Origin of the sequence: uncultured Rhodococcus sp. (assembly GCF_963525155.1) — a bacterium.
Lineage (GTDB): Bacteria > Actinomycetota > Actinomycetes > Mycobacteriales > Mycobacteriaceae > Rhodococcus_F > Rhodococcus_F qingshengii.
This window is the reverse complement of record NZ_CAURKP010000011.1, coordinates 43836-69037: the sequence shown is the minus strand read 5'-3', so window position 1 is coordinate 69037 and position 25202 is coordinate 43836. Positions and strand designations below refer to the sequence as shown.

21 protein-coding genes and 2 tRNA genes are annotated in these 25202 nt (G+C 62.2%); 17 read left to right on the top strand and 6 right to left on the bottom strand.

Annotated features, from left to right (window positions below; genetic code table 11):
* Positions 1–58: 58 nt before the first annotated feature.
* From RWT78_RS04805 to rpmH, 5 genes are read right to left on the bottom strand one after another with little or no spacing between them, the layout of a single operon-like run.
* Positions 59–622 (bottom strand): protein jag, encoded by a 564-nt coding sequence (locus RWT78_RS04805; protein WP_003942504.1) that lies wholly within the window; start codon positions 620–622, stop codon positions 59–61.
* A gap of 20 nt (positions 623–642) precedes the next feature.
* Positions 643–1749: a membrane protein insertase YidC gene (gene yidC, locus RWT78_RS04800; protein ID WP_003942570.1), complete on the bottom strand. Its 1107-nt coding sequence runs from the start codon at positions 1747–1749 to the stop codon at positions 643–645.
* Between the two features lie 4 nt (positions 1750–1753).
* Positions 1754–2134 carry a membrane protein insertion efficiency factor YidD gene (gene yidD, locus RWT78_RS04795; RefSeq protein WP_007729147.1) on the bottom strand — a complete coding sequence of 127 codons (381 nt, stop codon included), beginning with the start codon at positions 2132–2134 and terminating at the stop codon, positions 1754–1756.
* Complete coding sequence (gene rnpA / locus RWT78_RS04790; protein WP_019746209.1) at positions 2131–2511, bottom strand: ribonuclease P protein component; 381 nt, start codon at positions 2509–2511, stop codon at positions 2131–2133. Before rnpA ends, yidD begins: the two co-directional genes overlap by 4 nt.
* A 26-nt stretch (positions 2512–2537) precedes the next feature.
* Entirely contained in the window at positions 2538–2681 is a 144-nt protein-coding gene (gene rpmH, locus RWT78_RS04785; protein ID WP_003942540.1) for a 50S ribosomal protein L34, read from the bottom strand.
* A gap of 780 nt (positions 2682–3461) precedes the next feature.
* Here rpmH and dnaA point away from each other — a divergent pair.
* From dnaA to RWT78_RS04705, 16 genes are all read left to right on the top strand, one after another.
* Complete coding sequence (dnaA, locus tag RWT78_RS04780) at positions 3462–5024, top strand: chromosomal replication initiator protein DnaA (RefSeq protein ID WP_003942491.1); 1563 nt, start codon at positions 3462–3464, stop codon at positions 5022–5024.
* 584 nt (positions 5025–5608) lie between these two features.
* The gene (gene dnaN / locus RWT78_RS04775; RefSeq protein WP_007729165.1) at positions 5609–6793 is read left to right on the top strand and encodes a DNA polymerase III subunit beta; all 1185 of its coding nucleotides are present in this window, start codon (positions 5609–5611) and stop codon (positions 6791–6793) included.
* 44 nt (positions 6794–6837) lie between these two features.
* Positions 6838–7746 (top strand): phosphogluconate dehydrogenase (NAD(+)-dependent, decarboxylating), encoded by a 909-nt coding sequence (gene gnd, locus RWT78_RS04770; RefSeq protein WP_314674320.1) that lies wholly within the window; start codon positions 6838–6840, stop codon positions 7744–7746.
* Complete coding sequence (gene recF, locus RWT78_RS04765; RefSeq protein WP_054828073.1) at positions 7747–8976, top strand: DNA replication/repair protein RecF; 1230 nt, start codon at positions 7747–7749, stop codon at positions 8974–8976. It begins immediately after the preceding gene.
* Positions 8969–9514: a DUF721 family protein gene (locus RWT78_RS04760; RefSeq protein WP_003942471.1), complete on the top strand. Its 546-nt coding sequence runs from the start codon at positions 8969–8971 to the stop codon at positions 9512–9514. Before recF ends, RWT78_RS04760 begins: the two co-directional genes overlap by 8 nt.
* A 124-nt stretch (positions 9515–9638) precedes the next feature.
* Complete coding sequence (locus RWT78_RS04755; RefSeq protein ID WP_007729174.1) at positions 9639–10550, top strand: metal-dependent hydrolase; 912 nt, start codon at positions 9639–9641, stop codon at positions 10548–10550.
* Positions 10550–11671, top strand: coding sequence for a PDR/VanB family oxidoreductase (locus RWT78_RS04750; protein WP_314674331.1), 1122 nt, complete (start codon positions 10550–10552; stop codon positions 11669–11671). The genes RWT78_RS04755 and RWT78_RS04750 overlap by 1 nt, the downstream gene beginning before the upstream one ends.
* A 40-nt stretch (positions 11672–11711) precedes the next feature.
* Positions 11712–12635 carry an alpha/beta fold hydrolase gene (locus RWT78_RS04745; protein ID WP_007729179.1) on the top strand — a complete coding sequence of 308 codons (924 nt, stop codon included), beginning with the start codon at positions 11712–11714 and terminating at the stop codon, positions 12633–12635.
* A 197-nt stretch (positions 12636–12832) separates the two neighbouring features.
* Positions 12833–14869 (top strand): DNA topoisomerase (ATP-hydrolyzing) subunit B, encoded by a 2037-nt coding sequence (gyrB, locus tag RWT78_RS04740; protein ID WP_003942515.1) that lies wholly within the window; start codon positions 12833–12835, stop codon positions 14867–14869.
* An 87-nt stretch (positions 14870–14956) separates the two neighbouring features.
* Positions 14957–17488, top strand: coding sequence for a DNA gyrase subunit A (gene gyrA, locus RWT78_RS04735; protein ID WP_003942463.1), 2532 nt, complete (start codon positions 14957–14959; stop codon positions 17486–17488).
* On the top strand, positions 17488–18909 hold the full coding sequence (locus tag RWT78_RS04730) for a DUF3566 domain-containing protein (protein WP_314674311.1): 1422 nt from the start codon (positions 17488–17490) through the stop codon (positions 18907–18909). Before gyrA ends, RWT78_RS04730 begins: the two co-directional genes overlap by 1 nt.
* Positions 18910–18984: 75 nt before the next feature.
* Positions 18985–19058, top strand: a tRNA-Ile gene (locus RWT78_RS04725).
* A 176-nt stretch (positions 19059–19234) separates the two neighbouring features.
* Positions 19235–19307, top strand: a tRNA-Ala gene (locus tag RWT78_RS04720).
* Positions 19308–19587: 280 nt separating this feature from the next.
* Positions 19588–20697: a hypothetical protein gene (locus RWT78_RS04715; RefSeq protein WP_314674310.1), complete on the top strand. Its 1110-nt coding sequence runs from the start codon at positions 19588–19590 to the stop codon at positions 20695–20697.
* 62 nt (positions 20698–20759) lie between these two features.
* Entirely contained in the window at positions 20760–22424 is a 1665-nt protein-coding gene (locus RWT78_RS04710; protein WP_007729186.1) for an alpha/beta-hydrolase family protein, read from the top strand.
* Between the two features lie 127 nt (positions 22425–22551).
* Positions 22552–23829, top strand: coding sequence for a lipase family protein (locus RWT78_RS04705; RefSeq protein ID WP_314674307.1), 1278 nt, complete (start codon positions 22552–22554; stop codon positions 23827–23829).
* A 57-nt stretch (positions 23830–23886) separates the two neighbouring features.
* Here the strand turns inward: RWT78_RS04705 and RWT78_RS04700 are convergent, their stop codons facing one another.
* A complete protein-coding gene (locus RWT78_RS04700) occupies positions 23887–24339 on the bottom strand; it encodes a hypothetical protein (RefSeq protein ID WP_314674305.1) in 453 nt (150 codons plus the stop codon).
* Between the two features lie 66 nt (positions 24340–24405).
* Between RWT78_RS04700 and RWT78_RS04695 the strand changes: the two genes are divergently transcribed.
* Entirely contained in the window at positions 24406–25047 is a 642-nt protein-coding gene (locus RWT78_RS04695; RefSeq protein ID WP_154100273.1) for a TetR/AcrR family transcriptional regulator, read from the top strand.
* Positions 25048–25202: the final 155 nt, after the last annotated feature.

The following is a 25202-nucleotide window of genomic DNA, read 5'->3' as shown; positions in this document are numbered from 1 at the left end:
CTCGGACACAAAAGCGGGCCCCGGAAAATCCGGGGCCCGCATTCGATCAGGGGGAGTGTCAGTCCTTGAGGACAACCACTCGGCGAGACGGCTCAGCGCCTTCGCTCTCGCTGGAAACACCGGCGACCTTGGCGACGGCGTCGTGCACGATCTTGCGTTCGAACGGCGTCATCGGAGCAAGCTCTTCGCGTTCGCCGGTCTCGAGAACACGCTGTGCAGCTTCCGCACCGAGAGCACTGAGTGCCTCACGACGCCCCGCACGCCAGCCGGCGATGTCGAGCATCAAGCGGCTGCGCTCTCCGGTCGACTGCTGAACTGCCAGACGAGTCAGCTCCTGGAGAGCATCCAGAACCTCACCCTTGCGTCCCACGAGCTTGGTCAGGTCGTCGCCGCCGTCGATGCTGACGATCGCCCGATCGCCCTCGACGTCAAGGTCGATGTCTCCGTCGAAATCGAGAACGTCGAGCAACTGCTCGAGGTAGTCGCCGGCGATCTCGCCCTCTTCGATCAGGTCGTCATCGGAATCGTCGATGTCTACATCCACATCGGTAACCGGCGCAGTGGTCTCGGTGCTCACGTCTGCGTTCTCTCCATCCACAACGATGTCAGCTTCACTGGACATTGGTCGTTCTCTTTCCTGGATCAGCGCCGTTTATTGCGCTTGGGGGAGTTGCCGCGGTTGCTCTGTGGCCGGTTCTGTTTCGGTTTCGACGTGGAACCACCACTGGAACCCGAGGGCTTCGGCTGTGGCTTCTTGAGCGAAACTTCCGGGGCGTCACCGTCGTCGTCGGCTGAATCCGCGGTCTTCAGCGCAGCCGGAGATCCCTTCTTCTTGCTGGGATCAGGACGGGCACCGGGCTTGGGCGCATTGTCGTTGCGGCGAGTGATCGCTTCCTGCTTCTTGGCTTCTTCTTCCGCGTCGATCTTGCGGAAGACGAGGTGCTGCTGACCGTAGGTCCAGATGTTGTTCGACACCCAGTACAGGAGGATCGCGATCGGAAGGAACGGTCCACCGACCAGAACACCGAGCGGGAAGACGTACAGGGCGAGCTTGTTCATGATCGCGGACTGCGGGTTCGCGGCAGCTGCTTCGCTCTGACGGGCAACAGAAGCGCGTGAGTTGAAGTGCGTCGCGATGCTGGCGATGATCATCAGCGGAGCGGCCACGAGGATGATGTTCAGCCGTGACGGAAGCTCGGGAACGTTCTCGGTGACGTAGGCCTGAAGCTGCGCAACCGGCGTCGTGATCGCGGCCGAGATGGGCGCGCCGAACAGACGAGCATCCAGGAACGACTGGACGTCAGTGGCCGAGAAGACGTAGTTCGGGGTGTTGAGGTTGTCCTCGGCGCTCATGCCCAGCTGGCCCATGCCGGTGCCGGTGCGGTTGAACGAGCGCAGGACGTGGAACAGACCGATGAACACCGGAGCCTGAGCCAAGACCGGGAGACAGCCCATGATCGGGTTGAATCCGTGCTCCTTCTGGAGCTTCTGCATCTCGACGGCCTGGCGCTGACGGTCGCCCGAATACTTCTTCTGCAATGCCTTGATCTGTGGCTGCAGTTCCTGCATCTGACGCGTCGTGCGGACCTGCTTCACGAACGGCTTGTACAGAACCGCACGCAAGGTGAACACCAGGAACACCACGGAAAGCGCCCAGGCTATTCCGTTGTCCGGGCCGAGAATGAACCCGAAGACCTTGTGCCAGACCCACAGAATCGCGGATACCGGATAGTAGATGAAATTGAGCACGGCTCTAAGTACTCCTCTGTTCGTCCGTCGGACTGTGACACGCTGCGCGTGCTTCCGGACAGCTATGGCGGCTACCCGCATCACGGTCACGACGGGCAGGGACAGGGTCCCACCCTCCAGAATGCCAGGGGGCACACTTCGCCAACCGCACCACAGTCAAGAAAAGGCCTTTGATCGCCCCGTGAGTGCGCAGCGCTTCGACCGCGTATTCACTGCAGGTAGGGGTGAACCGGCAGGTCGGCATCCTCAAGGGCGACACATACGTCCGGTACAACTCGATACAGAAGATGAGAACAGTGGCGGGAGCGCGACGCACAGCCTTCAACACCGTGATGACACGGGAGGCTCTGGGAGTCTCGATCTGCTCAGAGAGCGGAGTACTCATGGCTCTTCACTTACCGACACCAATAGGTTCATTTTGGTCAGGCCCCCGCGCAACTGCTTGGCCAGTTCGGCTGAACTGGCGGTAGCTGCACCCGGAAGTGCGCGGATAACCACGTCCGTCTCCGGCGAAACCTGCCCGACGAAATCTGCACAGATATGACGAAGCCGGCGTGCGACTCGATGTCGAATCACCGCCGGCCCGACAGCCTTGCTCACGATCAGCCCGAAACGGGGACCGTGATTTGTTACTACCAGCGCCTCTACTTGCTCGCGATCGAACGCGTGCACGACAAGGTCGCGTCTTCCCATACGACGCCCGCGTCGCACCGCCACGGAGAAATCCGCGTGGCGACGCAACCGAGACGGCTCAGGCAACACCCCGAGCTCCTGAACTCGAAATCAGATCAGGCGGTGAGGGAATCGCGGCCCTTACGGCGACGCGCCGAAACGATTGCACGACCCGCACGGGTACGCATACGAAGACGGAAGCCGTGAACACGCGCGCGGCGGCGATTATTCGGCTGGAACGTCCGCTTGCCCTTGGCCACGGTCAACACTCCTCGAAGTTCATTGACGCCTCCCGGCGTCATTCAGTGATCGACGCCTTACGGCGCCTTTGGATAAAACAGGTACAGAACAATCAGCTTCACTCGTTGTGGCTTGGAAGACCGTTCCGACCTGACATATGTAGCCAGCACGAAGCGATCACCACCAGCGGGTGACCGTTCGAGGTTACTTACCACCGTTGCCAAGGTCAAACCAGCCCGATTCAGGGCCCTCCCGCGGCAACTGCGGCGACACGCCGACACTTCCATTATTCCGAAGATTCCGTTCGCGGTGTGCATACGGCCGTGACCTCGAGCGAGGCGGCAAGTGTGACCTTGGCAACAGTTCCGCTACGGAACGCAGGTGGCTCGAAGGCAACCCGGACAGTTCCACCCGCACACGCTCTCGACAAGGCCTCATCAGCACATACGGGCACGAGCACCGGACGCGACCCCGAATCCCGAGTTTCCACATTCATCCACAGGGCTGTGAGTGTTGACGCATCCCCGACACCAAGTGGCGAACGCCTCGAGTTCCGACAAAGTTGCAGGTAGATCAATTTCTCGGTCACTTTGACGAATTTGGTTGACGAAAAAACCGACTCGGTGCAGGTTTGTCCACATCTGTGGATAATTGTGTGGAAACACAGCCCAGGTGGCATATTCGTAGCCTGTTACGGGGTTCTCACCCCGGGTGGTAATCCACCGAATCATTCGACGCCGCAGCCATACGCTCGGCAGCTGCAGCACACCCACTGTCGGCGAAACACGGGAAGGAACCACGTGAACGACGATCCCAACGCGCTCGCACGGGTCTGGGTCGACGTGGTTGCAGAACTCACGAGTGATGACCCCGGAAGTAATCTTCCGGCTTTGAGCAGCAAGCAGAAGGCATTTGTCCGTCTGGTGAGGCCTCTCACACTTGCTCAGGGTTTTGCACTCCTCTCGGTTCCATCGCCATTTGCTCAAGAGACGATCGAGCGCGATCTACGCGAGCCGATCCTGCAGGCACTCGGACGCCATCTCGGCGGCCAGGTCGAGGGACTCGGTGTCCGCATCGCACTCGAAGACGACGCCGACGCACCCGCCGAACCGGTCGAGGAGCGCACGGGCAGCCGTCAGTTCGAGTCGGTCAACTCATCGGGCGCATACCGTCGGCGCAGATTCACCGAAGGCGACGGCGAACCTTCGGACTCCGAGACTGCCGAGACCGAAGAAGTCGACGACGACCGCGAAGCACTCGCGAGCGTTCACGAATCGTGGCCGTCGTACTTCACGAAGCCGCCCGCTACTCCTTCTGCTTCGGGGTCCGGCGCCAACAGCCTCAATGCGAAGTACACCTTCGACACTTTTGTGATCGGATCGTCCAACCGATTCGCTCATGCCGCTGCCGTCGCGATCGCGGAGGCGCCGGCGCGTGCGTACAACCCCTTGTTCATCTGGGGAGCTTCGGGCCTGGGCAAGACGCACCTTCTTCATGCGGCCGGCCACTACGCACAGCGACTGTTCCCCGGCATGCGGGTCAAGTACGTCTCGACCGAAGAATTCACCAACGACTTCATCAACAGTCTCCGTGACGACCGCAAGGTCGCGTTCAAGCGTCGCTACCGGGAAACGGATGTCCTGCTGGTCGACGACATCCAGTTCATCGAAGGCAAGGAAGGTATTCAGGAGGAGTTCTTCCATACCTTCAACACCTTGCACAACGCGAACAAGCAGATCGTCGTTTCCTCGGACCGTCCGCCCAAACAGTTGGCAACCCTCGAGGAGCGTCTGCGGACGCGCTTCGAATGGGGCCTGATCACCGACGTTCAGCCGCCTGAGCTCGAGACGCGTATCGCGATTCTGAGCAAGAAGGCGAGGATGGATCGCCTCGAGGTCCCGCACGACGTCCTCGAGTTGATCGCCAGCCGTATCGAGCGCAACATTCGTGAACTCGAGGGAGCGTTGATCCGCGTCACCGCTTTTGCCTCGCTCAACCGTCAACCGTTGGATCTGACGTTGGCCGAGGTGGTCCTGCGAGATCTGATGCCCGATTCGTCGAGCCTCGAGATCAATGCGGCGACGATCATGGCGGTGACGGCCGAATACTTCAACATGTCGATCGACGACCTGTGTGGGCCGGGTAAGGCCCGGCCGCTCGCTCAGGCCCGCCAGATCTCGATGTATTTGTGCCGTGAGCTCACTGATTTGTCCTTGCCGAAGATCGGTCAGACGTTCGGCCGTGACCACACGACGGTCATGTACGCCGACAAGAAGATCCGTAAGGAAATGACGGAACGCCGCAAGGTGTACGACCAGGTTCAGGAGTTGACCGCAAGGATCAAGCAGCGCTCCAAGCGTTGACCTGCACTTATTTCGATCGATGCCGCTCGAGGCAGAGGTTCCCTCGAGCGGCATCGGTGTATTCGAAGGGTTCCACGTGCGGTCCCCTCGAGGGCGGTTGTCCACCTCAAGGGACGACACGCCGGAGTCAGACACGCCGATGAGAACAAACTCTTCGTTTCTTGTGAAAAGTATTCACATCTGTGGATAAGTGTGTTGATAACTCCGCAAGTCTGTGGAGTTCTCGAGGAGGAATCCGAAAACTTTCAGAGAGTGCACAGAGGGGGTCGATTGGTCCTCGAGTCTGTCCTCGAGAAGTGCACAGGCCCTCGAGGGGACCTACCAGCGTCGACAACCGTTGCTCCACAGATTGCACAGGACTTATTACTACTACTGAGAATTTCCTAGGAAAAGCTCTTTGAAAATAGTTCTGGGGACAACTCCTGTTGAGAACCTCGCCTCAGGCTGCGCTCGCCGCGGCTTCGGCTTTCCACTTGCGCCCTCGAGGGCATACGGTGGGCATCGCTTGGTCTGTGTCAGACTTCAAGTGAGCTGATGCAGATCCGCAGCAGACGAACATGCCTACCGAGAGGAATAACCCGGCGATGGAGCTTGGAAGCCTGAAGTTTCGCGTTTCCCGGGAAGAGTTCGCTGATTCAGTAGCGTGGGTTGCTCGTAGCCTGCCCTCGAGGCCGCCCGTGCCGGTTCTCGGCGGAGTTCTTCTCGACGCAACCGAAGCCGGCCTCACCGTTTCCGGGTTCGACTACGAGGTATCTGCGCAGGTCCGCGTCTCGGCAGATGTCACGACTGCAGGTCAGGCACTCGTCTCCGGACGCCTCCTTGCCGATATCACCAAGTCGCTTCCCAACAAGCCGGTCGATGTGACCCTCGAGGGCACTCGCGTGCTCATCTCGTGCGGAAGCGCCAAGTTCTCCCTGCCCACGATGCCGGTCGAGGACTACCCCCAGCTTCCGACGCTTCCGCAGCAGTCCGGTTCCATTCCCGTCGACCTGTTCTCCGAAGCCATCAGCCAGGTAGCCGTTGCAGCCGGCAAGGACGACACCCTTCCGATGCTCACGGGTATCCGTGTCGAGATCGAACAGAATTCGATCGTCCTCGCCGCTACCGACCGCTTCCGTCTCGCTGTTCGTGAACTCGAGTGGACTCCGGCCAATCCTGACGTCCAGGCTGCTGTTCTCATCCCGGCCAAGACTCTGTCCGAGTCCGCGAAAACGCTTGCCGGCAATGCAAATTCGCCGGTCGAGTTGGCTCTCGGCTCCGGTACGACCATCGGAAACGACGGACTCCTCGGCATCGTCAACGACGGACGCCGCACCACGACGCGCCTCCTCGACGCCGAGTTCCCGAAGTTCCGTCAGTTGCTGCCTGCTCAGCACACCGCGATGGCAACGGTCGAGGTCACGCCTCTCATCGAGGCCATCAAGCGTGTAGCACTCGTCGCCGAGCGTGGCGCACAGGTTCGCATGCAGTTCTCCGCTGACGGCCTGCTCCTCTCTGCGGGTGGCGACGACGCCGGCCGCGCGGAAGAGACGCTCAACGCGTCGTTCCAGGGCGAAGCACTCACCATTGCGTTCAACCCCGGTTACCTCATCGACGGGTTGAATTCGCTTCACAGCGAAAACGTTCTGTTCGGCTTCACCACTCCCAGCCGTCCGGCTGTTCTTCGCCCCGCGGCCGAGGAAGAGCCCACGGCAGACGAGTCCGGTAACTTCGCTGCGCCCTCGAGCGAGTACACGTACCTGCTGATGCCGGTTCGCCTTCCGGGCTGAGTGGAACCCCGCACTTCAGTTCGCGCCTGACCAGGGAGAACAGTATGAAGATCGGACTCGTAGGTCTCGGCAAGATGGGCTTCAACATGCGTGAGCGCTTGCGCGCGCATGGCCTCGAGGTGATCGGATACGACCCTCGACCGGAAGTCACCGACGTCGGGTCTCTTGCCGAACTCGCTGCTTCCATCGAGGGACCTAGAGTCGTCTGGGTGATGGTTCCGGCCGGTGACATCACCCAGAGCACCATTGCCGAACTGGCGGATGCCCTCGAGGGCGGCGATCTGGTCATCGACGGTGGAAACTCTCGCTTCACCGACGACGCTGTCCATGCCGAGTTGTTGGGTGCCCGTGGGATCGGTTTCCTCGACTGCGGTGTCTCCGGTGGCATCTGGGGCCGTGAGAACGGCTACGGCCTGATGGTGGGCGGATCCGAGCCGGACGTCGAGAAGGCAATGCCGATCTTCGACGCCCTTCGCCCCGACGGTGAGGCTGCAGACGGTTTTGTCCACGCCGGCCCGGTTGGTGCTGGTCATTACGCGAAAATGGTGCACAACGGCATCGAATACGGGCTGATGCAGGCGTATGCCGAGGGGTACGAGCTCCTCGAGGCGGAAAGCCTGATCGCGGACGTTCCCGGTGTTCTCCGAGCTTGGTCGAAGGGAACCGTCGTACGTTCGTGGTTGCTCGATCTGCTTGTCGACGCCCTCGAGGAAGATCCGGAGCTTGCGCAGATCACGGGCTATACCGAGGATTCCGGCGAGGGCCGCTGGACGGTCGAGGAAGCTATCAAGCACGCTGTGCCCGCTCCCGTCATCTCCGCTGCTCTGTTCGCGAGATTTGCTTCACGACAGGATGATTCACCGGCCATGAAGGCTGTGTCCGCCTTGCGCAATCAGTTCGGCGGTCACGCGGTCAAGAGCGCTTCGCCCAAGAATTCGGCTTCTGGAAGCTAAGTGTTCGTTCGTAGATTTTCGCTGCGGGACTTCCGATCCTGGGATTCGCTGACGCTTGACCTCACACCGGGAACAACCGTTTTCCTCGGTTCGAACGGGCACGGTAAAACCAACGTCCTCGAGTCACTCGGGTATCTGTCGACGCTGTCGTCTCATCGAGTGTCCACGGACGCACCGATGATCCGCAGCGGTTCCGCCAGTGCTTTTGCCGGTGCAACGGTGGTCAACAACGGACGCGAACTGACCATCGACGTCGAACTGATCGAGGGAAAGTCCAACCGCGCCAGGATAAATCAGTCTCCGACGCGTCGCCCACGCGAAGTGTTGGGGATTTTGCAGTCGGTGATGTTCGCGCCGGAAGATCTGTCGTTGGTTCGCGGAGATCCTGGCGATCGTCGACGCTATCTCGACGAGTTGTTGACGTCCCGGATACCCCGAATGGCTGCTGTCCGTGCGGATTACGACAAAGTTCTGCGTCAGCGCTCAGCCCTACTCAAAACTGCCGGTGCGGCTTTGCGTCGCGGTTCTCGTGGTGGCGAGTCCGACAACGTCCTCTCCACCCTCGAGGTGTGGGACGGGCATCTGGCCGCTCACGGCGCACAATTGTTGGCCGGGCGCCTCGAGTTGGTCCATGATCTGGCGCCGCATCTGGCGGAGTCGTATCGTTCCATCGCACCCGAATCCCGGCCGGCGTCGATTCGATACAAGAGCAGTCTGGGGTCCTCGTTGGATCCCGAATTCACCGACCCTGCAAGGATTTCCGGTATCGACGACGTTGCGTACCTCGAGGAGAGATTCCATCTCGAGTTGGCACAGATGAGGTCGAAGGAAATCGATCGCGGAGTGTGTCTGGTCGGTCCGCATCGGGACGATCTGGAGCTGATTCTCGGTGACAGCCCGGCGAAAGGCTTTGCAAGCCATGGTGAATCGTGGTCTTTTGCGCTTTCGCTGCGGCTGGCAGGTTTTGCCCTGTTGCGCGCCGACGGCAGCGACCCGGTCCTGATGCTCGACGACGTATTCGCGGAGTTGGACCGTCGTCGGCGTCGTGCGCTCGCCACCGTTGCCGCCACCGCAGAACAGGTACTGATCACAGCTGCTGTTCCCGAGGATGTACCGGACGAACTCGAGGCGGCCAAGTTCGGCGTCGAAGCCTCCGATACCGGAGACGGTCGGATATCCCGGATAGTGCCCGTAGGCTCGACGGATCAGGAGGTCGAGTTCGATGACTGAAGACAGCAGCGCGGCTCCGGAGCCCGAGCTCAAGGGGATCGATCTGGCGCGCCGTGCCCTCGAGGAGGCACGCGCGACAGCCAAAGCCAACGGCAAGGCCGTCGGGCAGGGGCGATCGTCGCCCAAATACGGAAGCGGCCGCCCGCGTCGACGCAGCGGTTGGTCCGGCCCCGGCCCGGATGCGCGGGACCCTCAGCCATTCGGTGCTCTCACCAGCGCTATCTCCAAATCGCGTGGGTGGTCCCCCAAGGTGTCCGAGGGCACGGTCCTCGGTCGGTGGCCGCAGGTCGTCGGAGAAGACATCTCCGCGCACGCCGAGCCGATCTCTCTGAAAGAAGGTGTTCTCAGCATCTCCGCCGAGTCGACGGCGTGGGCTACCCAGTTGCGCATGATGCAGTCCCAGATTCTGGCCAAGATCGCTGCCGCCGTCGGTGACGGCGTCGTGAAGACACTGCGGATCACCGGTCCGAGTGCGCCTAGCTGGCGCAAGGGAGAAAGGCATGTGAAAGGCCGCGGACCTCGCGATACGTACGGCTGAGGAAAACTCAACCAGGCCCTGGTTCTACCTATTACTTCGTGTTACAGTTAAAACTCGCTAGTGAGTGAACTGTGTCACAAGGCTGTCGTTCCCCACCGATCGGCAGGCATGAAGGAGTAGCTAGATGTCGCAGAAGATATCGACACCCGCTTCGTCGTTCGCCGAGCCGGATCACATCCTGTTGCAGGCTCGCAATGTCGAGTTCGACTGGTCCGATCTGCCCATGCACTGGATTCCGGGCGATCCGTTCAGCACACACGTTCTCAACGTGCTTCACCTTCTCCTCCCCGCCGGTGAGGAATGGTTTGTCGAGACCTTCAAGGAAGCTCTTCCTCTGATCGAGGACGAGAAACTCCGTGAGGACGTCGTCGGATTCATCGGCCAAGAGGCGATGCACTCCAACGCGCACTCGGGTGTCCTCGTCCATCTCAAGGAAAACGGCCTCGATCCGACGCCGTACACCCAGCAGATGGAGTGGGCATTCTCGAAGCTGCTCGGACCGCGTCCGATGACGGGTCTGCGTGCCGAGAATCACCTGGTGGAGCGCTTGGCGATCATCGCGGCCATCGAACACATCACTGCTTTCCTCGGCGACTGGGTGCTCAACGCCAAGGGACTGGACAAAGCCGGCATGCACCCGACCATGCTTGATCTCCTTCGCTGGCACGGCGCCGAAGAAGTCGAACACCGAGCCGTCGCGTACGACGTGATGCGCTACTTCGACAAGCGTGAGACCCGCCGGATCCGTACCCAGATCCTCGTCACGCCCGCAATCGTGTGGCTGTGGATTCGCGGTACCCGGTTCTTGATGCGCAACGATCCCGAGCTTGCCGCTCAGGCTCCCAGCCGTCGACGCCCCCACCTGTCCGATTTCATCGCGGCCGGTAAGCGCGGCACAGTTCCCACGTCGTTCGAGCTGGTCAAGCGGATGTCGACCTACTTCAGCAAGTCCTATCACCCCAGTAACGAGGGCTCGACCGCCCAGGCGGTGCAGTACCTGGCGTCGTCACCCGCAGCTCAGGCGGCTGCACGGTGATTTCACTCTCGAGGGTCAAGGACGTCATCTCCGGGCACGACGGGTTGCCGCGTTTTCCGGCGCCACCCGATTTGTCCGGAAAGAACCGTCCCGACCGTGCCATGCGCATCACGGAGTTATTGGCGGACAAGTACCTTCGGGTGTTGACGGCCTACGACTACAACCCCGAGATCGCTGGCCACAACCCCGACACGGCCATGAACATGGTGGTCAGTACGCGTGAGGTGGTGGCGACCGACGAGAACGTCGTTCGCCTGCGCTTCGAATCCGCGGACGGCTCACCGATTCCGCCGTGGCATCCGGGTTCGCACCTGGACTTCCATCTACCTTCGGGTCTGCGGCGTCAGTATTCGCTGTGCGGCGACCCTGCCGATCGCACGGGGTACAGCGTCGCGGTGCGCCGGATCCCCGACGGCGGTGGCGGTTCCATCGAGATGCACGCTCTCCAGCCCGGTGAGCACGTCACGGTACGCGGACCACGCAACGGCTTCCCGTTTGTCGGAGAAGGCAGCGCGTTGTTCGTCGCCGGCGGCATCGGTATCACGCCGATCATCGCAATGGTCCGTGCGGCAAGAGAATTGGGGATGGACTGGTACTTCGTGTACTCGGGCCGCTCTCGTGAATCCATGCCGTTCCTCGACGAGATCGCAACCTGGGAACCCGAGCGTGTCTTCGTGCGCCCGGACGACGAGTTCGGATTGCCCACCACCACAGACCTTCTCGGACGAGCGCCGGTCGGCGGCGCCGTGTACTGCTGTGGCCCGACGCCGATGCTCGATGCCGTCCGCCGCGGTTTCCGCGATACACCCTCCACCGCTTTGCATTTCGAGCGGTTCGGGGCTCCGCCGGTGATCGACGGCAAGGAATTCGAAGTGCAGCTTGTCAATTCGGGTCAGGTACTCGCCGTGCCCGCCGACGAGTCCGCGCTCGACGTCATCAAGAAGACATTGCCCGGTGTCGGGTACTCGTGTCAGCAGGGTTTCTGCGGAACCTGTCGCGTGAAGGTGCTCGCGGGTAAGCCCGATCACCGCGAAAGGCGTCTGACCGACACCGAACAGGAAACGGAGATGCTCATCTGCGTATCCCGTTCCGACGGTGGACGTCTCGTTCTCGATCTCTAGATTTCCCAATCCGAAGGATTCACAGCCGAAGGGTCAGTCAATGTCCAAGCACTCTCCTGTCCACGCCGTGACCGCGCGTCGCGTGACCAACGGTTCCGTCAGCCTGGCCGTGTTCGAGCAGGGCAAGGCGGACGGCGAGACCATCGTCCTGGTGCATGGTTGGCCCGACACCCATGAATTGTGGAACCGCATCGTGCCTTTGCTGGCAGACGACTTCCGCGTCGTCAGCTACGACAGCCGCGGGGCCGGTGAGAGCACAATCCCCTCGAGGGTGCAGGACTACCAACTGAGCGCACTGGCCGGCGATCTTTTTGCCGTCATCGACGCGGTCAGCCCGGGCAAGCCGGTGCACGTCCTCGCGCACGACTGGGGATCCGTCGAAACGTGGGAAGCGGTCTGCGAGCCGGGTGCCGAAGAGAAGATCGCGTCGTTCTCATCCATCTCGGGTCCGAATCTCGATCATCTCGGTAAGTGGATCCGGGCGAGCGCGTCCAAGCGTCGTTTCCTTGGCCCGGCGGCGCAGGGAATTGCATCGGCCTACACCGTTCTGTTCCAGATTCCCGGGCTGTGCACCCTTCCGTTGCGTCTGTGGTTCTCCAAGCACTGGCCGGCGTTTCTGGGCTTCTTCGACGGTCTGGACCCCCGTGTGGTCAACACCGCGCCCACCATTGCCGACGACATGGTGAACGGACTGAAGCTTTACCGCGCGAACATCCGGCCGTCGCTCGGCAAGCCGCGGGATCGGTACACGGACGTGCCTGTTCAGCTCATTCTGAACAAGTACGACAAAGCCGTTCGTCCGGTGGGATACGAAGACACCGAAAAATGGGTCTCCGACCTGCAGCGACGTGAAATTGCCGCGGGACACTGGTCGCCGTTTTCACATCCGGGCGAGGTTGCCGAACATGCGCGGGCATTTATCGCGAGCCTGAGAGAGCGTCGCTCGGAGAAGCAAAGTTCCTAGCGTTTCACCTTCCGGGGATCGTAAAAATTCGTCTGCGGCGCAGCCAGGGGTGTCATTGGCCGCTTCTAGTCGGTGCTTACCAGTAAGATGGTCAACGGTAACTAGCGGCAACATTCTCGAACCCGCTCCGACGACACCCGCAAGGGCTTGCTGACGGCTGCGCTCGAGTATTGACGGAGAAGGAGAGCTACCCACCCGTGGCTGCCCAGAAGTCAGATACAAGCACTTCCAGCAAGGACTACAACGCGTCGTCCATCACCGTCCTCGAAGGACTCGAGGCGGTACGTAAGCGTCCAGGCATGTACATCGGTTCCACCGGTGAACGCGGACTGCACCACCTCATTTGGGAGGTCGTCGACAACTCGGTTGACGAGGCGATGGCCGGACACGCCACCAAGGTCGAGGTCACCCTCCTCGAAGACGGCGGAATCCGCGTCATCGACGACGGCCGTGGCATCCCGGTCGGCATGCACGCCTCCGGAGTACCCACCGTCGAGGTCGTGCTGACCCAGCTGCACGCCGGCGGCAAGTTCGACTCCGACTCCTACGCCGTCTCCGGTGGTCTGCACGGCGTCGGTATCTCGGTGGTCAACGCGCTCTCCACCAGGCTCGACGTCGACATCAAGGTCGACGGCTACCGGTGGCAGCAGACGTACACCGATTCCAAGCCGGGAGAGCTCGTACAGGGCGACCCGACGAAGGAGACCGGCACCACCGTCAGTTTCTGGGCCGATCCCGAGATCTTCGAGACCACCCGCTACAACTTCGAGACCGTTGCGCGTCGTCTGCAGGAAATGGCCTTCCTCAACAAGGGCCTGACCATCACGCTGACCGACGAGCGCGCCGAGGTCATCGACGACGAAGCTGCCGAGGTGGCCGAGGCTCCCAAGTCTGCTGCCGAAGAAGCCGAAGAAGCTGCTCAGGCAGCGCCGCGTAAGTCCAAGACCCGTATCTACCACTACCCCGGTGGACTCGAGGACTACGTCCGGCACATCAACAAGAGCAAGACCCCGATCCACAACTCGGTCGTCGGATTCACCGCCAAGGGCACCGGCCACGAGCTCGAGGTCGCAATGCAGTGGAACTCCGGATACTCGGAGTCCGTGCACACCTTCGCCAACACCATCAACACCCACGAGGGTGGTACCCACGAAGAGGGCTTCCGCGCCGCACTGACCGCAACGGTCAACAAGTACGCGCTCGAGAAGAAGCTGCTCAAGGACAAAGATCCCAAGCTCACCGGTGACGACATCCGTGAAGGACTCGCGGCCATCATCTCGGTGAAGGTCGGTGAACCCCAGTTCGAGGGTCAGACCAAGACCAAGCTCGGCAATACCGAGGTCAAGTCCTTCGTGCAGAAGGCGTGCAACGAGCACCTCGCGCACTGGTTCGAGGCGAACCCCGCCGACGCGAAAACCATTGTGAACAAGGCTGTTTCGTCGGCGCAGGCCCGCGTCGCCGCACGTAAGGCGCGTGAGCTGGTCCGTCGTAAGAGCGCGACCGACCTCGGTGGCCTGCCAGGCAAGCTCGCCGATTGCCGCTCCAACGATCCGGAGAAGTCCGAGATCTACATCGTGGAGGGCGACTCCGCAGGCGGCTCGGCCAAGTCCGGCCGAGACTCGATGTACCAGGCGATCCTCCCGCTCCGCGGAAAGATCATCAACGTCGAGAAGGCGCGTATCGATCGCGTCCTCAAGAACACCGAAGTCCAGTCGATCATCACCGCGTTCGGCACGGGCATCCACGACGAGTTCGACATCGCCAAGCTGCGCTATCACAAGATCGTGCTCATGGCCGACGCCGACGTCGACGGTCAGCACATCGCAACGCTGCTGCTCACGCTGCTGTTCCGCTTCATGCGGCCGCTCGTCGAGCACGGCAAGGTCTACCTCGCGCAGCCGCCGCTGTACAAGCTCAAGTGGCAGAAGGGTGCGCAGCCGGAATTCGCGTACTCCGACCGCGAGCGCGACGCGATGGTCAAGGCCGGCCTCGAGTCCGGCAAGAAGATCAACAAGGACGACGGCATCCAGCGCTACAAAGGCCTCGGCGAGATGAACGCCAAGGAGCTGTGGGAAACCACGATGGACCCGACGGTGCGCGTTCTGCGTCTCGTCACGCTCGACGACGCGGCTGCTGCCGACGAGCTGTTCAGCGTGCTGATGGGCGAAGACGTCGAAGCACGACGCAGCTTCATCACCCGCAATGCCCGGGACGTTCGTTTCCTCGACGTGTAGGGCCTGCGGCCCTGTGGGCGGTTGAGGAGTCCCCGGACTCCTTTTCCGCGCACAGGGGCTTGCCCCCTCTTTTAAGAAAGTGAGCTCATGACCGACACCACGTTGCCACCGGACGGTCCGCAACACGACCGGATCGAACCGGTCGACATCCAGCAGGAAATGCAGAACAGCTACATCGACTACGCCATGAGCGTCATCGTCGGTCGCGCTCTGCCGGATGTCCGCGACGGACTGAAGCCGGTGCACCGCCGCGTGCTCTACGCGATGTACGACAACGGATATCGTCCGGACCGCGGATACGTGAAGTCTGCCCGACCGGTCGCCGAGACCATGGGTAACTACCACCCCCACGGCGACTCCTCGATCTACGACACGTTGGTCCGTATGGCCCAGCCGTGGTCGCTGCGTTACCCGCTCGTCGACGGTCAGGGAAACTTCGGATCCCGCGGCAACGACGGCGCCGCCGCCATGCGTTACACCGAGTGCAGGCTCACGCCGCTCGCGATGGAAATGCTGCGCGAAATCGACCACGAGACAGTCGATTTCACACCGAACTACGACGGTAAGACGCAGGAACCGACGGTTCTGCCCAGCCGTATCCCGAACCTTCTGATCAACGGTTCCAACGGCATCGCCGTCGGTATGGCCACCAACATTCCGCCGCACAACCTGCGTGAAGTTGCCGAGGCCATCTACTGGGCGCTCGAGAACTTCGAGGCGGACGAGGAAGCCACCCTCGCGGCCGTCATGGAGCGCATCAAGGGACCCGACTTCCCGACGCACGGGCTCATCGTCGGTGGACAGGGCATCCAGGACGCCTACACCACCGGCCGTGGCTCCGTTCGTATGCGCGGCGTCGTCGAGATCGAAGAAGATGCCAAGGGCCGCACCACGATCGTCATCACCGAGCTGCCCTACCAGGTCAACCCGGACAACCTGATCACTTCCATCGCGGAGCAGGTTCGTGACGCCAAGATCGGTGGCATCTCCGACATCCACGACGAGTCCTCGGACCGCGTCGGCATGCGCATCGTCGTCACCGTCAAGCGTGACGCCGTTGCCAAGGTCGTGCTGAACAACCTTTACAAGCACACCCAGCTGCAGACCAGCTTCGGCTGCAACATGCTCTCCATCGTCGACGGAGTGCCGCGCACGCTGCGCCTCGACCAGATGATCCGTCTGTACACGACGCATCAGCTCGAGGTCATCGTTCGTCGTACCAGGTACCTGCTTCGCAAGGCACAGGAGCGCGCCCACATCCTGCGCGGTCTGGTCAAGGCCCTCGACGCTCTGGACGAGGTCATCGCCTTGATCCGTGCGTCGCAGACCGTCGACATCGCTCGCGCCGGATTGATGGAACTCCTCGACGTCGACGAGATCCAGGCCGACGCCATCCTCGGCATGCAGCTGCGTCGTCTGGCCGCCCTCGAGCGTCAGAAGATCGTCGACGAGTTGGCCGAGATCGAACTCGAAATCGCGGACCTCGAAGACATTCTGGCTCGCCCGGAGCGTCAGCGCGCGATCGTTCGTGACGAGCTCAAGGAAATCGTCGACAAGTACGGCGACGACCGTCGTACCCGCATCATCGCCGCCGACGGAGACGTCAACGACGAGGATCTGATCGCCCGCGAAGACGTCGTCGTCACGATCACCGAGACCGGTTACGCCAAGCGCACCAAGACCGACCTGTACCGCTCGCAGAAGCGCGGCGGCAAGGGCGTTCAGGGTGCCGGCCTCAAGCAGGACGACATCGTCTCGCACTTCTTCGTCACGTCGACGCACGACTGGCTACTGTTCTTCACCACGAAGGGCCGCGTCTACCGCGCGAAGGCTTACGAGTTGCCCGAGGCGAGCCGTACCGCTCGCGGTCAGCACGTTGCCAACCTGCTGGCCTTCCAGCCGGACGAGCGCATTCAGTCCGTCATCCAGATCAAGACGTACGAAGACGCGCCCTACCTGGTGCTCGCCACTCGCAACGGTCTGGTCAAGAAGTCCAAGCTCACCGACTTCGACTCCAACCGCAGCGGTGGCATCGTCGCCATCAACCTGCGCGGTGAAGACGAACTGGTCGGCGCTGTCCTCTGCTCCGCCGAAGACGACCTGCTTCTCGTCTCGGCACAGGGCCAGTCGATCCGCTTCTCGGCCACCGACGAGGCACTGCGTCCGATGGGCCGCGCCACTTCCGGTGTCCAGGGCATGCGTTTCAACGGTGACGACGAGCTGCTCTCGCTCAACGTCGTTCGTGAAGGAACGTTCCTCCTGGTCGCCACGTCGGGCGGTTACTCCAAGCGAACCGGCATGGAGGACTACCCGGTGCAGGGTCGCGGCGGCAAGGGCGTGCTCACGATTCAGTACGACAAGAAACGTGGCACTCTGGTCGGTGCGCTCATCGTCGACGACGACGACGAGCTGTACGCGATCACCTCGGGCGGCGGCGTCATCAGGACGGCTGCCAAGCAGGTTCGTAAGGCGGGACGCCAGACCAAGGGCGTGCGTCTGATGAACCTCGGCGAAGGCGACACACTGCTCGCGATTGCGCGCAACGCCGACGAGCCCGAAGAGCTCGCTGCAGAGACCACCGACAACGCAGACAATGCCGATGGAGCTAAGGAGTCCTAGTGAGCACTCCCAACCAGCCGGGCAGTGACCAGAAGAGCGAAAGCACTTCAGGTTCGACGCCACCGAAGCCGGAGCAGGCAACTGCTCCGGCGGGGCCGCAGACCTCGAAACCTGCAGCTCCAGCGGACGGCGGACCCAGAGCTTCCGAGGCAGCTCCGGCGCCCAAGGCACCGGAGCCGCCTCGCGGCCCGTCGGCTCAGAAGCCGGCGGGTGGGGCTTCCGACGCCGCGGGTGCGGCCAAGGGTCAAGCTCCTTCCGCTCCTTCAGTGGCTCCGGCTGCGCCGGTAACTCCGGCAAAGGGTGACGGTCAGGCTCCGCCGCAACCGGTTGCCAATCAGGCTCGTGGCAGCCAGGCGCCGCCGTGGCAACGCGGACCCCAGCCGTCGGGTCAGCCGCAGGGGCAGCCAGCTCAGAACCCGGCTGCTCAGAACCCGGCTGCTCAGAACCCGGCGTCCAAAGCCCCGGCGTCGAAGGCTCAGCCACCGCAGAATCAGGCGCCGCAAAGTCAGCCGCAGACCAACATCACGCGCCCAGCCGGCGCTGGTGCTCCTGCGGGTCGACCGGCAGCTCCTGCCGGGGGTAAGCCGCCTGCGGGTCCGCAGCGTCCTGCAGCGGCCGGCCCGGCGCAGGGTGGTCCGGCCAAAAACCCCGCGCAGGGTGGTCCGGCCAAAAACCCCGCGCAGGGTGGTGCGCCGAAGGGACAGCCGCAATCGGGTCGCCCCGCTGCCGGTGCACCGACGGGTCGTCCTGCCGGCAACTCGTCGGCACGTCCCGTCGTGACGGGAACGGCAGCTGCCGCAGCTACCGGTGGCGTCGCCGGCTCGGCAGCAGCCAAGGCTGTTGCACCCTCGGGCGCAAATCCCAAGGCTGCAAACGCCACAGTCGCCAATCCCACCGTCGCTAATCCGAAAGCAAAAGCCGCCGCGATCGACGGGCCGACTCGGCACATTGATCGCAAGGATCTACCGAAGGACATGCCTGACCTCTCCGAGGCCAAGCATCCGTTGCCTGCTGCGGTGAAGGGTGAGAAAACTCACGCCGTATCGGCTTCGGTCGTGGACGGTGCGCCGCTGCGCGCAACGGTGCAGATCCGTCGTATCGACCCGTGGTCCACGCTCAAGATCACATCCGTGATCTCGGTGTCGCTGTTCTTCGTGTGGATGGTGGCCGTCGGACTGCTCTACGTCGTTCTCGACGGCATGGGCGTCTGGGATCGCCTGAACAACGCGTTCACCGACATCGTTGCCGACGGCGGCTCCGACGGTCTGGTGACGGCCGGCCAGGTGTTCGGCTACGCCGCGCTGATCGGCATCGCGAACATGGTGCTTTTCACGGCACTCGTCACGATCGGATCGTTCATCTACAACCTCTGCAGCGACCTGGTTGGCGGCGTAGAGGTAACTCTCGCCGACCGCGACTGACCTGCGAAAACATTGCTCCGCCGGGCCCGTTTTGGTGTCAGCGGCCCGGTGGGGTAATCTTTGGAATCGGTTCAGGGGCCTATAGCTCAGGTGGTTAGAGCGCTTTACTGATAATGAAGAGGTCGGAGGTTCAAGTCCTCCTAGGCCCACTCCCATGTGCCGAAGAAGGGTTGCTGGAATGAAGGTTTTCCTGCTTGTCGGGGCCGGAATTCTGGTAGCTCTCGGGGTCACCAAGCTGATCAAAAGTCAGCGCGGAGACAAGGTTTGGCACGATTTGGAAACAGGATAGAACCTAGGTACTCTGACTCCGGTCAGAAAACCGAACGGGGCCTTAGCTCAGTTGGTAGAGCGCTGCCTTTGCAAGGCAGATGTCAGGAGTTCGAATCTCCTAGGCTCCACAGTAAGAAAACACCCTCCCGGGATCCGGGAGGGTGTTTTTGTATGCCGATGTACCCGATCTCTGCTCGCCCCGGCTGGCCGGTGCCCGACTTGTGTGCCCCCGTTTTTGAGCGAACGGCACTTTCGGCGCACTGGAGGCGATGAACATGCCGTTCGCTCGGAGTGGGGTGGCCAGAACCGCGCCCACTATGGACCGTTCGTCCCGAATTCTCCGGAAAGTCTAGTGGTCATAACCAGCCGGGCGTAGCGTGAGGAGAACCCAATTTCAGGAGGTTCGTAGTGCTTCACAACGACATTCCCAGCCACGGTGAAATTGCCGCACTCGCGGAGGTGGAGGGGCCCACCTGCATCACCATCGTTACTCCGACTGAAGATGCGCCGCAGGATTACGACAAAGCGCGCATAGCCTTCAAGGACCAGGTCCGCTCGGCACTCGCATCGGTGGAGGATCCGGCCGAGCGCAAGCAGTTCGAGGCCGAATACGCAGAGCTCGACGACGACGACGATTTCTGGCGCTTCCAGTCGCGCTCATTGGTCACGTACGCGACGCCGGACCGTCTGGTGACCTTCCGCCTCCCCAACCGTCTGCAGGCGCTCGAAACGGTCAGCGATCGGTTTCATCTCAAGCCACTGCTCCGTTCGGTGACGTTCCCCCAGACGGCGTTTGTTCTCGCTCTGGCAGAGGGTTCGGTGCGACTGATCGAGATCACTGCCGACCAGCCGGCCGACGAGGTCCGTGTTCAGGGAATGCCGAAGAACGCTGCGGATCACGCGGGCAAGTCGTCGATCAACAGCCGTACCGAAGCGGGTCGGTTGTCGGGGTCGGACAGCCGAAAGTTGCGCGTCAATCAGTACGCCCGCGCAGTCGATCACGAGGTCCGCGGTGTGCTCGCCGGCCGTGACGTCCCCTTGATTCTGGCCGCTGCGGAACCCATCGCGTCGGTGTATCGCTCCGTGAATTCGTACCGCCACCTGGTCGACAAAACCGTCGAGGGAAACCCGGAAGCCTTGTCGACGCAGGAAGTGGCGGACGGTTCGCGTCCGGCGCTCGACGACTTCCATGCCGAGCAGCTGGCGGCGGTGCGGGACACCTTCAATGTGCGCACGGAACAGGGACGCACTCAGACGGACGTCGCCGACGTGGCAACAGCCGCGACGTACGGACAGGTCGACACCGTTTTCATCGACATCGATTCCGTCGTACCAGGAAGTCTCGATCCCCAGACGGGCGCTCTCACGACCGGTGAGTCGACCAACGGAAGCACCTACGGGGTCGTCGACGAGATCGCTCGTCGTGCGCTCCTGACGGGTGCGCGGGTGCTCGCTGTTCGCGCGGAGGACATTCCGGGCGGCGGCGCAGTTGCCGCGATTTTGCGCTTCGCCCCGTAAACAGACTGGACGCGTGTGCGCCTCGTGACCTGATTCGGGCACGGGGCGCATACGATTCCGGCATGAAACGTGTGTGGGAACGGCTGCGCCTCTATTGCAAGACGCTGCACCCGGTCGGGCTTGCCTTTGCTCTGGTCTTCTTCACCTGGTCGATGAGTCCGTCCCTGTTGCCGCGCGCGTGGTACCTGCAGGGCGTTGCGACGGGCATCTCGCTCGCCATGGGATACGGCGTCGGCGTGACGGTCGCCTGGATGATCCGCAAGTGCGGCGTCGAACCGCAGTGGTCGGATCGCACCAAGAAGATCGGCTGGCGAATCCTGTTGGTCGCGGCCGTCATTCTGGTGCCGACGTTCTTGGTCCTCGGTTCGTGGTGGCAGCAGATCGTTCGCGATCTCGTGGAAGCTCCACGCACCAATCAGGCGAATTATCTTCTGGTGCTGATGATTTCGCTCGGAATCTGGTTCATCCTGCTCGAGGCAGGCCGTGGTCTTCGGTTCACCACCAACAAGCTCACCGCCGTCGCACTACGGTTCGTTCCCCTCGAGGCGGCGAAGGTCGGCAGCTTGATCGTCATCTTCGCCCTCGGCATCTTCATCGTGAACGGTGCGCTGTACAACGGGCTGATCGCCTTCGCGAACTGGAGTTTCTCCGGTGCGGATCACGAAACACCGGACGGCATCGAACAGCCCATGATTGCAGAGCGCAGCGGTTCGCCGATGTCCGCCGAGGCTTGGGATTCTCTCGGCCAGGAGGGGCGCACCTTCATGGGTAGCGGTCCCACTGCAGCCGAGATCTCTGCATTGACCGGACGTGAAGCGAAGCAACCGATCCGGGTGTATGCCGGACGTGAATCCTCGGACTCGATCAACGGTGTCGCACAGCGGGTCGTCGACGAGTTGGAGCGCACCGGCGGATTCGACCGCGGAACCCTCGCAGTTGTCACGACCACCGGCCGCGGTTGGGTGAACGAGGACGTCGCGTCGGCGTTCGAGTACGTCGAGGGCGGGGACACGGCGATCGCGTCGATGCAGTACTCGTTCCTTCCGAGTCCGTTGGCCTTCATCGCCGACCGTGAGACGCCGATGATCGCCGGCCGCGCGCTGTTCAACGCGGTGTACGCCAAGTGGATCGACCTGCCCGTGGAGACGCGACCGGAGCTGGTTGTCTTCGGTGAGAGCCTCGGCTCCTACGGTGGCCAGGCAGCATTTGCCGGCGCTCAGGACATGATGACGCGCGTCGACGGCGCACTGTGGGTCGGAACCCCCAACTTCACTGCTCAGTGGCAGGAAATCACGGACAGTCGTGACTCGGGCTCACCGGAGATTCTGCCGGTGATCGACGGTGGCCAGGCAATTCGGTTTGCCGGTGATCCGGAAGATCTGGAGCTGAAGTCGGACTGGGACGACGATCGCATCGTGTACTGGCAGCACGCCAGCGACCCGATCACGTGGTGGTCCTTCGACCTGCTGCTCAACAAGCCGGATTGGCTCAAGGAACCGCTGGGTCGCGACGTGGATCCGGGAATGACATGGGTTCCTCTCGTGACCTTCTGGCAGGTAACCCTCGACATGGTCTTCTCTGCTGACGTCCCGTCCGGGCACGGTCACAATTACGGCGAGGATGCAGCGGACATGTGGGCCAAGATCCTGCACCCCGAGGCCTGGACCTCGGCTGATACCGACAAGCTTCGTGCGCTGCTGACCACCAATCTGGAGCCCACGAAGTAGTCGTAAACGGTTGTAATTCAGCCTGTTAAGGCGAAAACCTCACGAAAAAGTGTTACGTGAGGTATGTGTTACTCTGCGTTCGCTGTGTGCCAAGCCACAGCGCAAGCGAACGTGGGGAGATCGAAACGTGAAGAGCAGAGCATGGTGGGCGGCAGGGGTCTCCGTCGCGGCACTGGTCATGGGTGCTGTGACGGCCCCTGCCGCAACGGCGGGGCCGGCGGATTTCTACACGCCGCCGGTCGAGCTTCCGGCAGGTGCCAACGGAGATCTCATCAAGAGTGAGCCGTCACCACTGCTGCTGAGCGTGCCCGGATCGAACGGTGCGTGGCCGGCAACCGCCACCAAGATCATGTACCGAAGCGAGGACGCCAAGGGCGCCCCCGTTGCCGTGACGGGCACCTATCTCGAACCGTCGAACCCGTGGACCGGGCAGGGGGCGCGTCCACTGGTTGCCGCAGCAGTGGGAACGCACGGACAGGGCGATCAGTGCGCACCGTCCAAGCTGTTCAACACCGGCATCGAGTACCAGTTCCCGACGGACGTCATGGTCGGCTACGAGTCCATCTGGGTGAACACGTTGCTGCTCAACGGCATTGCCGTCGTAGTCACCGATTACGAGGGCCTCGGGACTCCGGGCGATCACACCTACGTCAACCGTGAAGCCGAAGCACACGCGGTTCTGGACTCGGTGCGAGCCGCTCAGCAACTCCCGAACACGAGCATTCCCGCCGACGGCCCCGTCGGACTGTGGGGTTACTCGCAAGGTGGTGGAGCTGCCGCTGCCGCAACGGAATTGAAGCCGTCGTATGCTCCCGAGCTTGATCTCAAGGGCACCTACGCAGGTGCACCGCCCGCCGATCTGGCGGCGACGCTGCAGCAGGTCGACGGCACGTTCCTCACCGGAGTGATCGGATACGCGCTCAACGGGATCCTTGCCCAGTACCCCGAGGTTCAGCCGCTGCTCGACGCCGAGATCAACGATCGCGGCCGACAGATGTTGGCCGCCACCAAGAACCAGTGCGTCGCCGAAAGTGGATTGCAGTTCGGCTTCCAGCAGTCGTCGAGCTTCACCAATTCCGGTGAATCACTCTCCGCAGTTCTGGCGCGTCTACCCATGGCGCAGGCAATCCTCGACGAGCAGAAGATCGGCAAGCTGACGCCGGAGTCGCCCGTGCTCATTCAGCATGGCCGCTCCGACGACATCGTTCCGTTCGGCCAGGGACAGCAACTGGCGCGAGACTGGTGCGGCAAGGGCGCGACGGTGCAGTTCTCCGTCAACGAACTGCCCCCGATCATTCCGGGACTGGCAATCAATCACGCGACGCCGTACCTGGTGGGTACCCCCGAATCCGTCGGATACATGATCGATCGCTTCAACAACGTCCCGGCACCGTCCAACTGCTGAACATGAACATCGAAAAGCCCCGGAACACAATCTGTTCCGGGGCTTTTCGTATGTCGACTAAGCGGTCTTCTCGGCCGAGTTCTCCTCGAGGCGAGGGGGTGCGGAAGCGACCGGCGGATGCTCGCGTCGGCGGCTCTTGAAGAACACCGCGCCACCGATCACCGCAACACCGGCGATCACGAACACGGTGACGCGCTTGCGACCGCGAGGCTTCTCGGCGCGTTCCGTGGATTTCGTGGGGATGGCCTTTGCGCGCTCGACGCCCTTCTTGGCGAGGACTTTGCCCTGACGACCCAGGAACAACCCGACCTGCCCAGCGCCGCGAGCGACCGACGTCGCGACCACCGCGGCGATACGGCGAGCGTTGTCGGCTGCCTCGGACTCCTTGATGCGAGCCGCTGTCTCTTCGAGGTAGGCGGCAGTCTCGTCGAAGGTGTCCTCGACGCGGGCGCGCGCGTGATCGAAGGTGTCGGGCAACTGCGTGCTGAGGGACTCGGTCACTCGTGTCATGACTTCACTTTGCCACAAGGGCTGTGCCGGGGTAGGTCGGTCGCAGATCGGACTTACGATGGATGAATGTCGACCTCCCCTGCACGGTCCCGTCGAAGCCCAGGCCGACCTGCGATTACGTCGACAGACGAGATTCTCGATGCAGCGGAACGGGTGGGTTTGGACCGCCTGACGCGGGCGGAGGTCGCACAGGTCCTGGGCGTTTCCGCTGCGACGATTCGCCATCACGTCGACTCGACCGATCGTCTGTACTCGTTGGCGTGTGCGAGAGCTTTCGGACGTCTGCAGTTGGATTCGGATTCGAAGTCCTGGCAGGACTACCTTCGGACGTTAGGTCAGCGGTTCGCTGAACTCGTGACTGCCACGCCTGGGCTCGAGGACTACGTGCTTCGAGGGCCTTACGAAGAGCGCACTCTGGAGCAGTTCGAGCGAATCATGAATGAGGTACTTCTACGGAAGCCTGAATTCGACCGTGCAACAGCACATTTGCTCGGCTCTCGGACACTGATCATTTCGGCGGCACTGCATACACCGGCGCGCAATCGTTACCCGGATTCGCAGTATCCGAAGCCGGACACTCTCTCGGCTGTTGTTTCCTGGACGCTCGACGCCTTCCTTGTCGGTGCCGAAACGATGATCGATTCCGGCCTCGTTCCTGCGGTCGTTCCAACTCCTGACGCGTCTTGGACTCACATTTCGGATCACTGATGCCCTTCCGGGATAGGAAGGTTAGGCAACCCACATTAATTATTGCTACTGTGGCAATTATGAATAGACACAGGTGGAGGCCAAGATTCCTCGGCGCGGCCGGGGCCGCGTTAGTGCTCGCCCTCGCTGGATGTTCGTCATCGAACACGAACCCG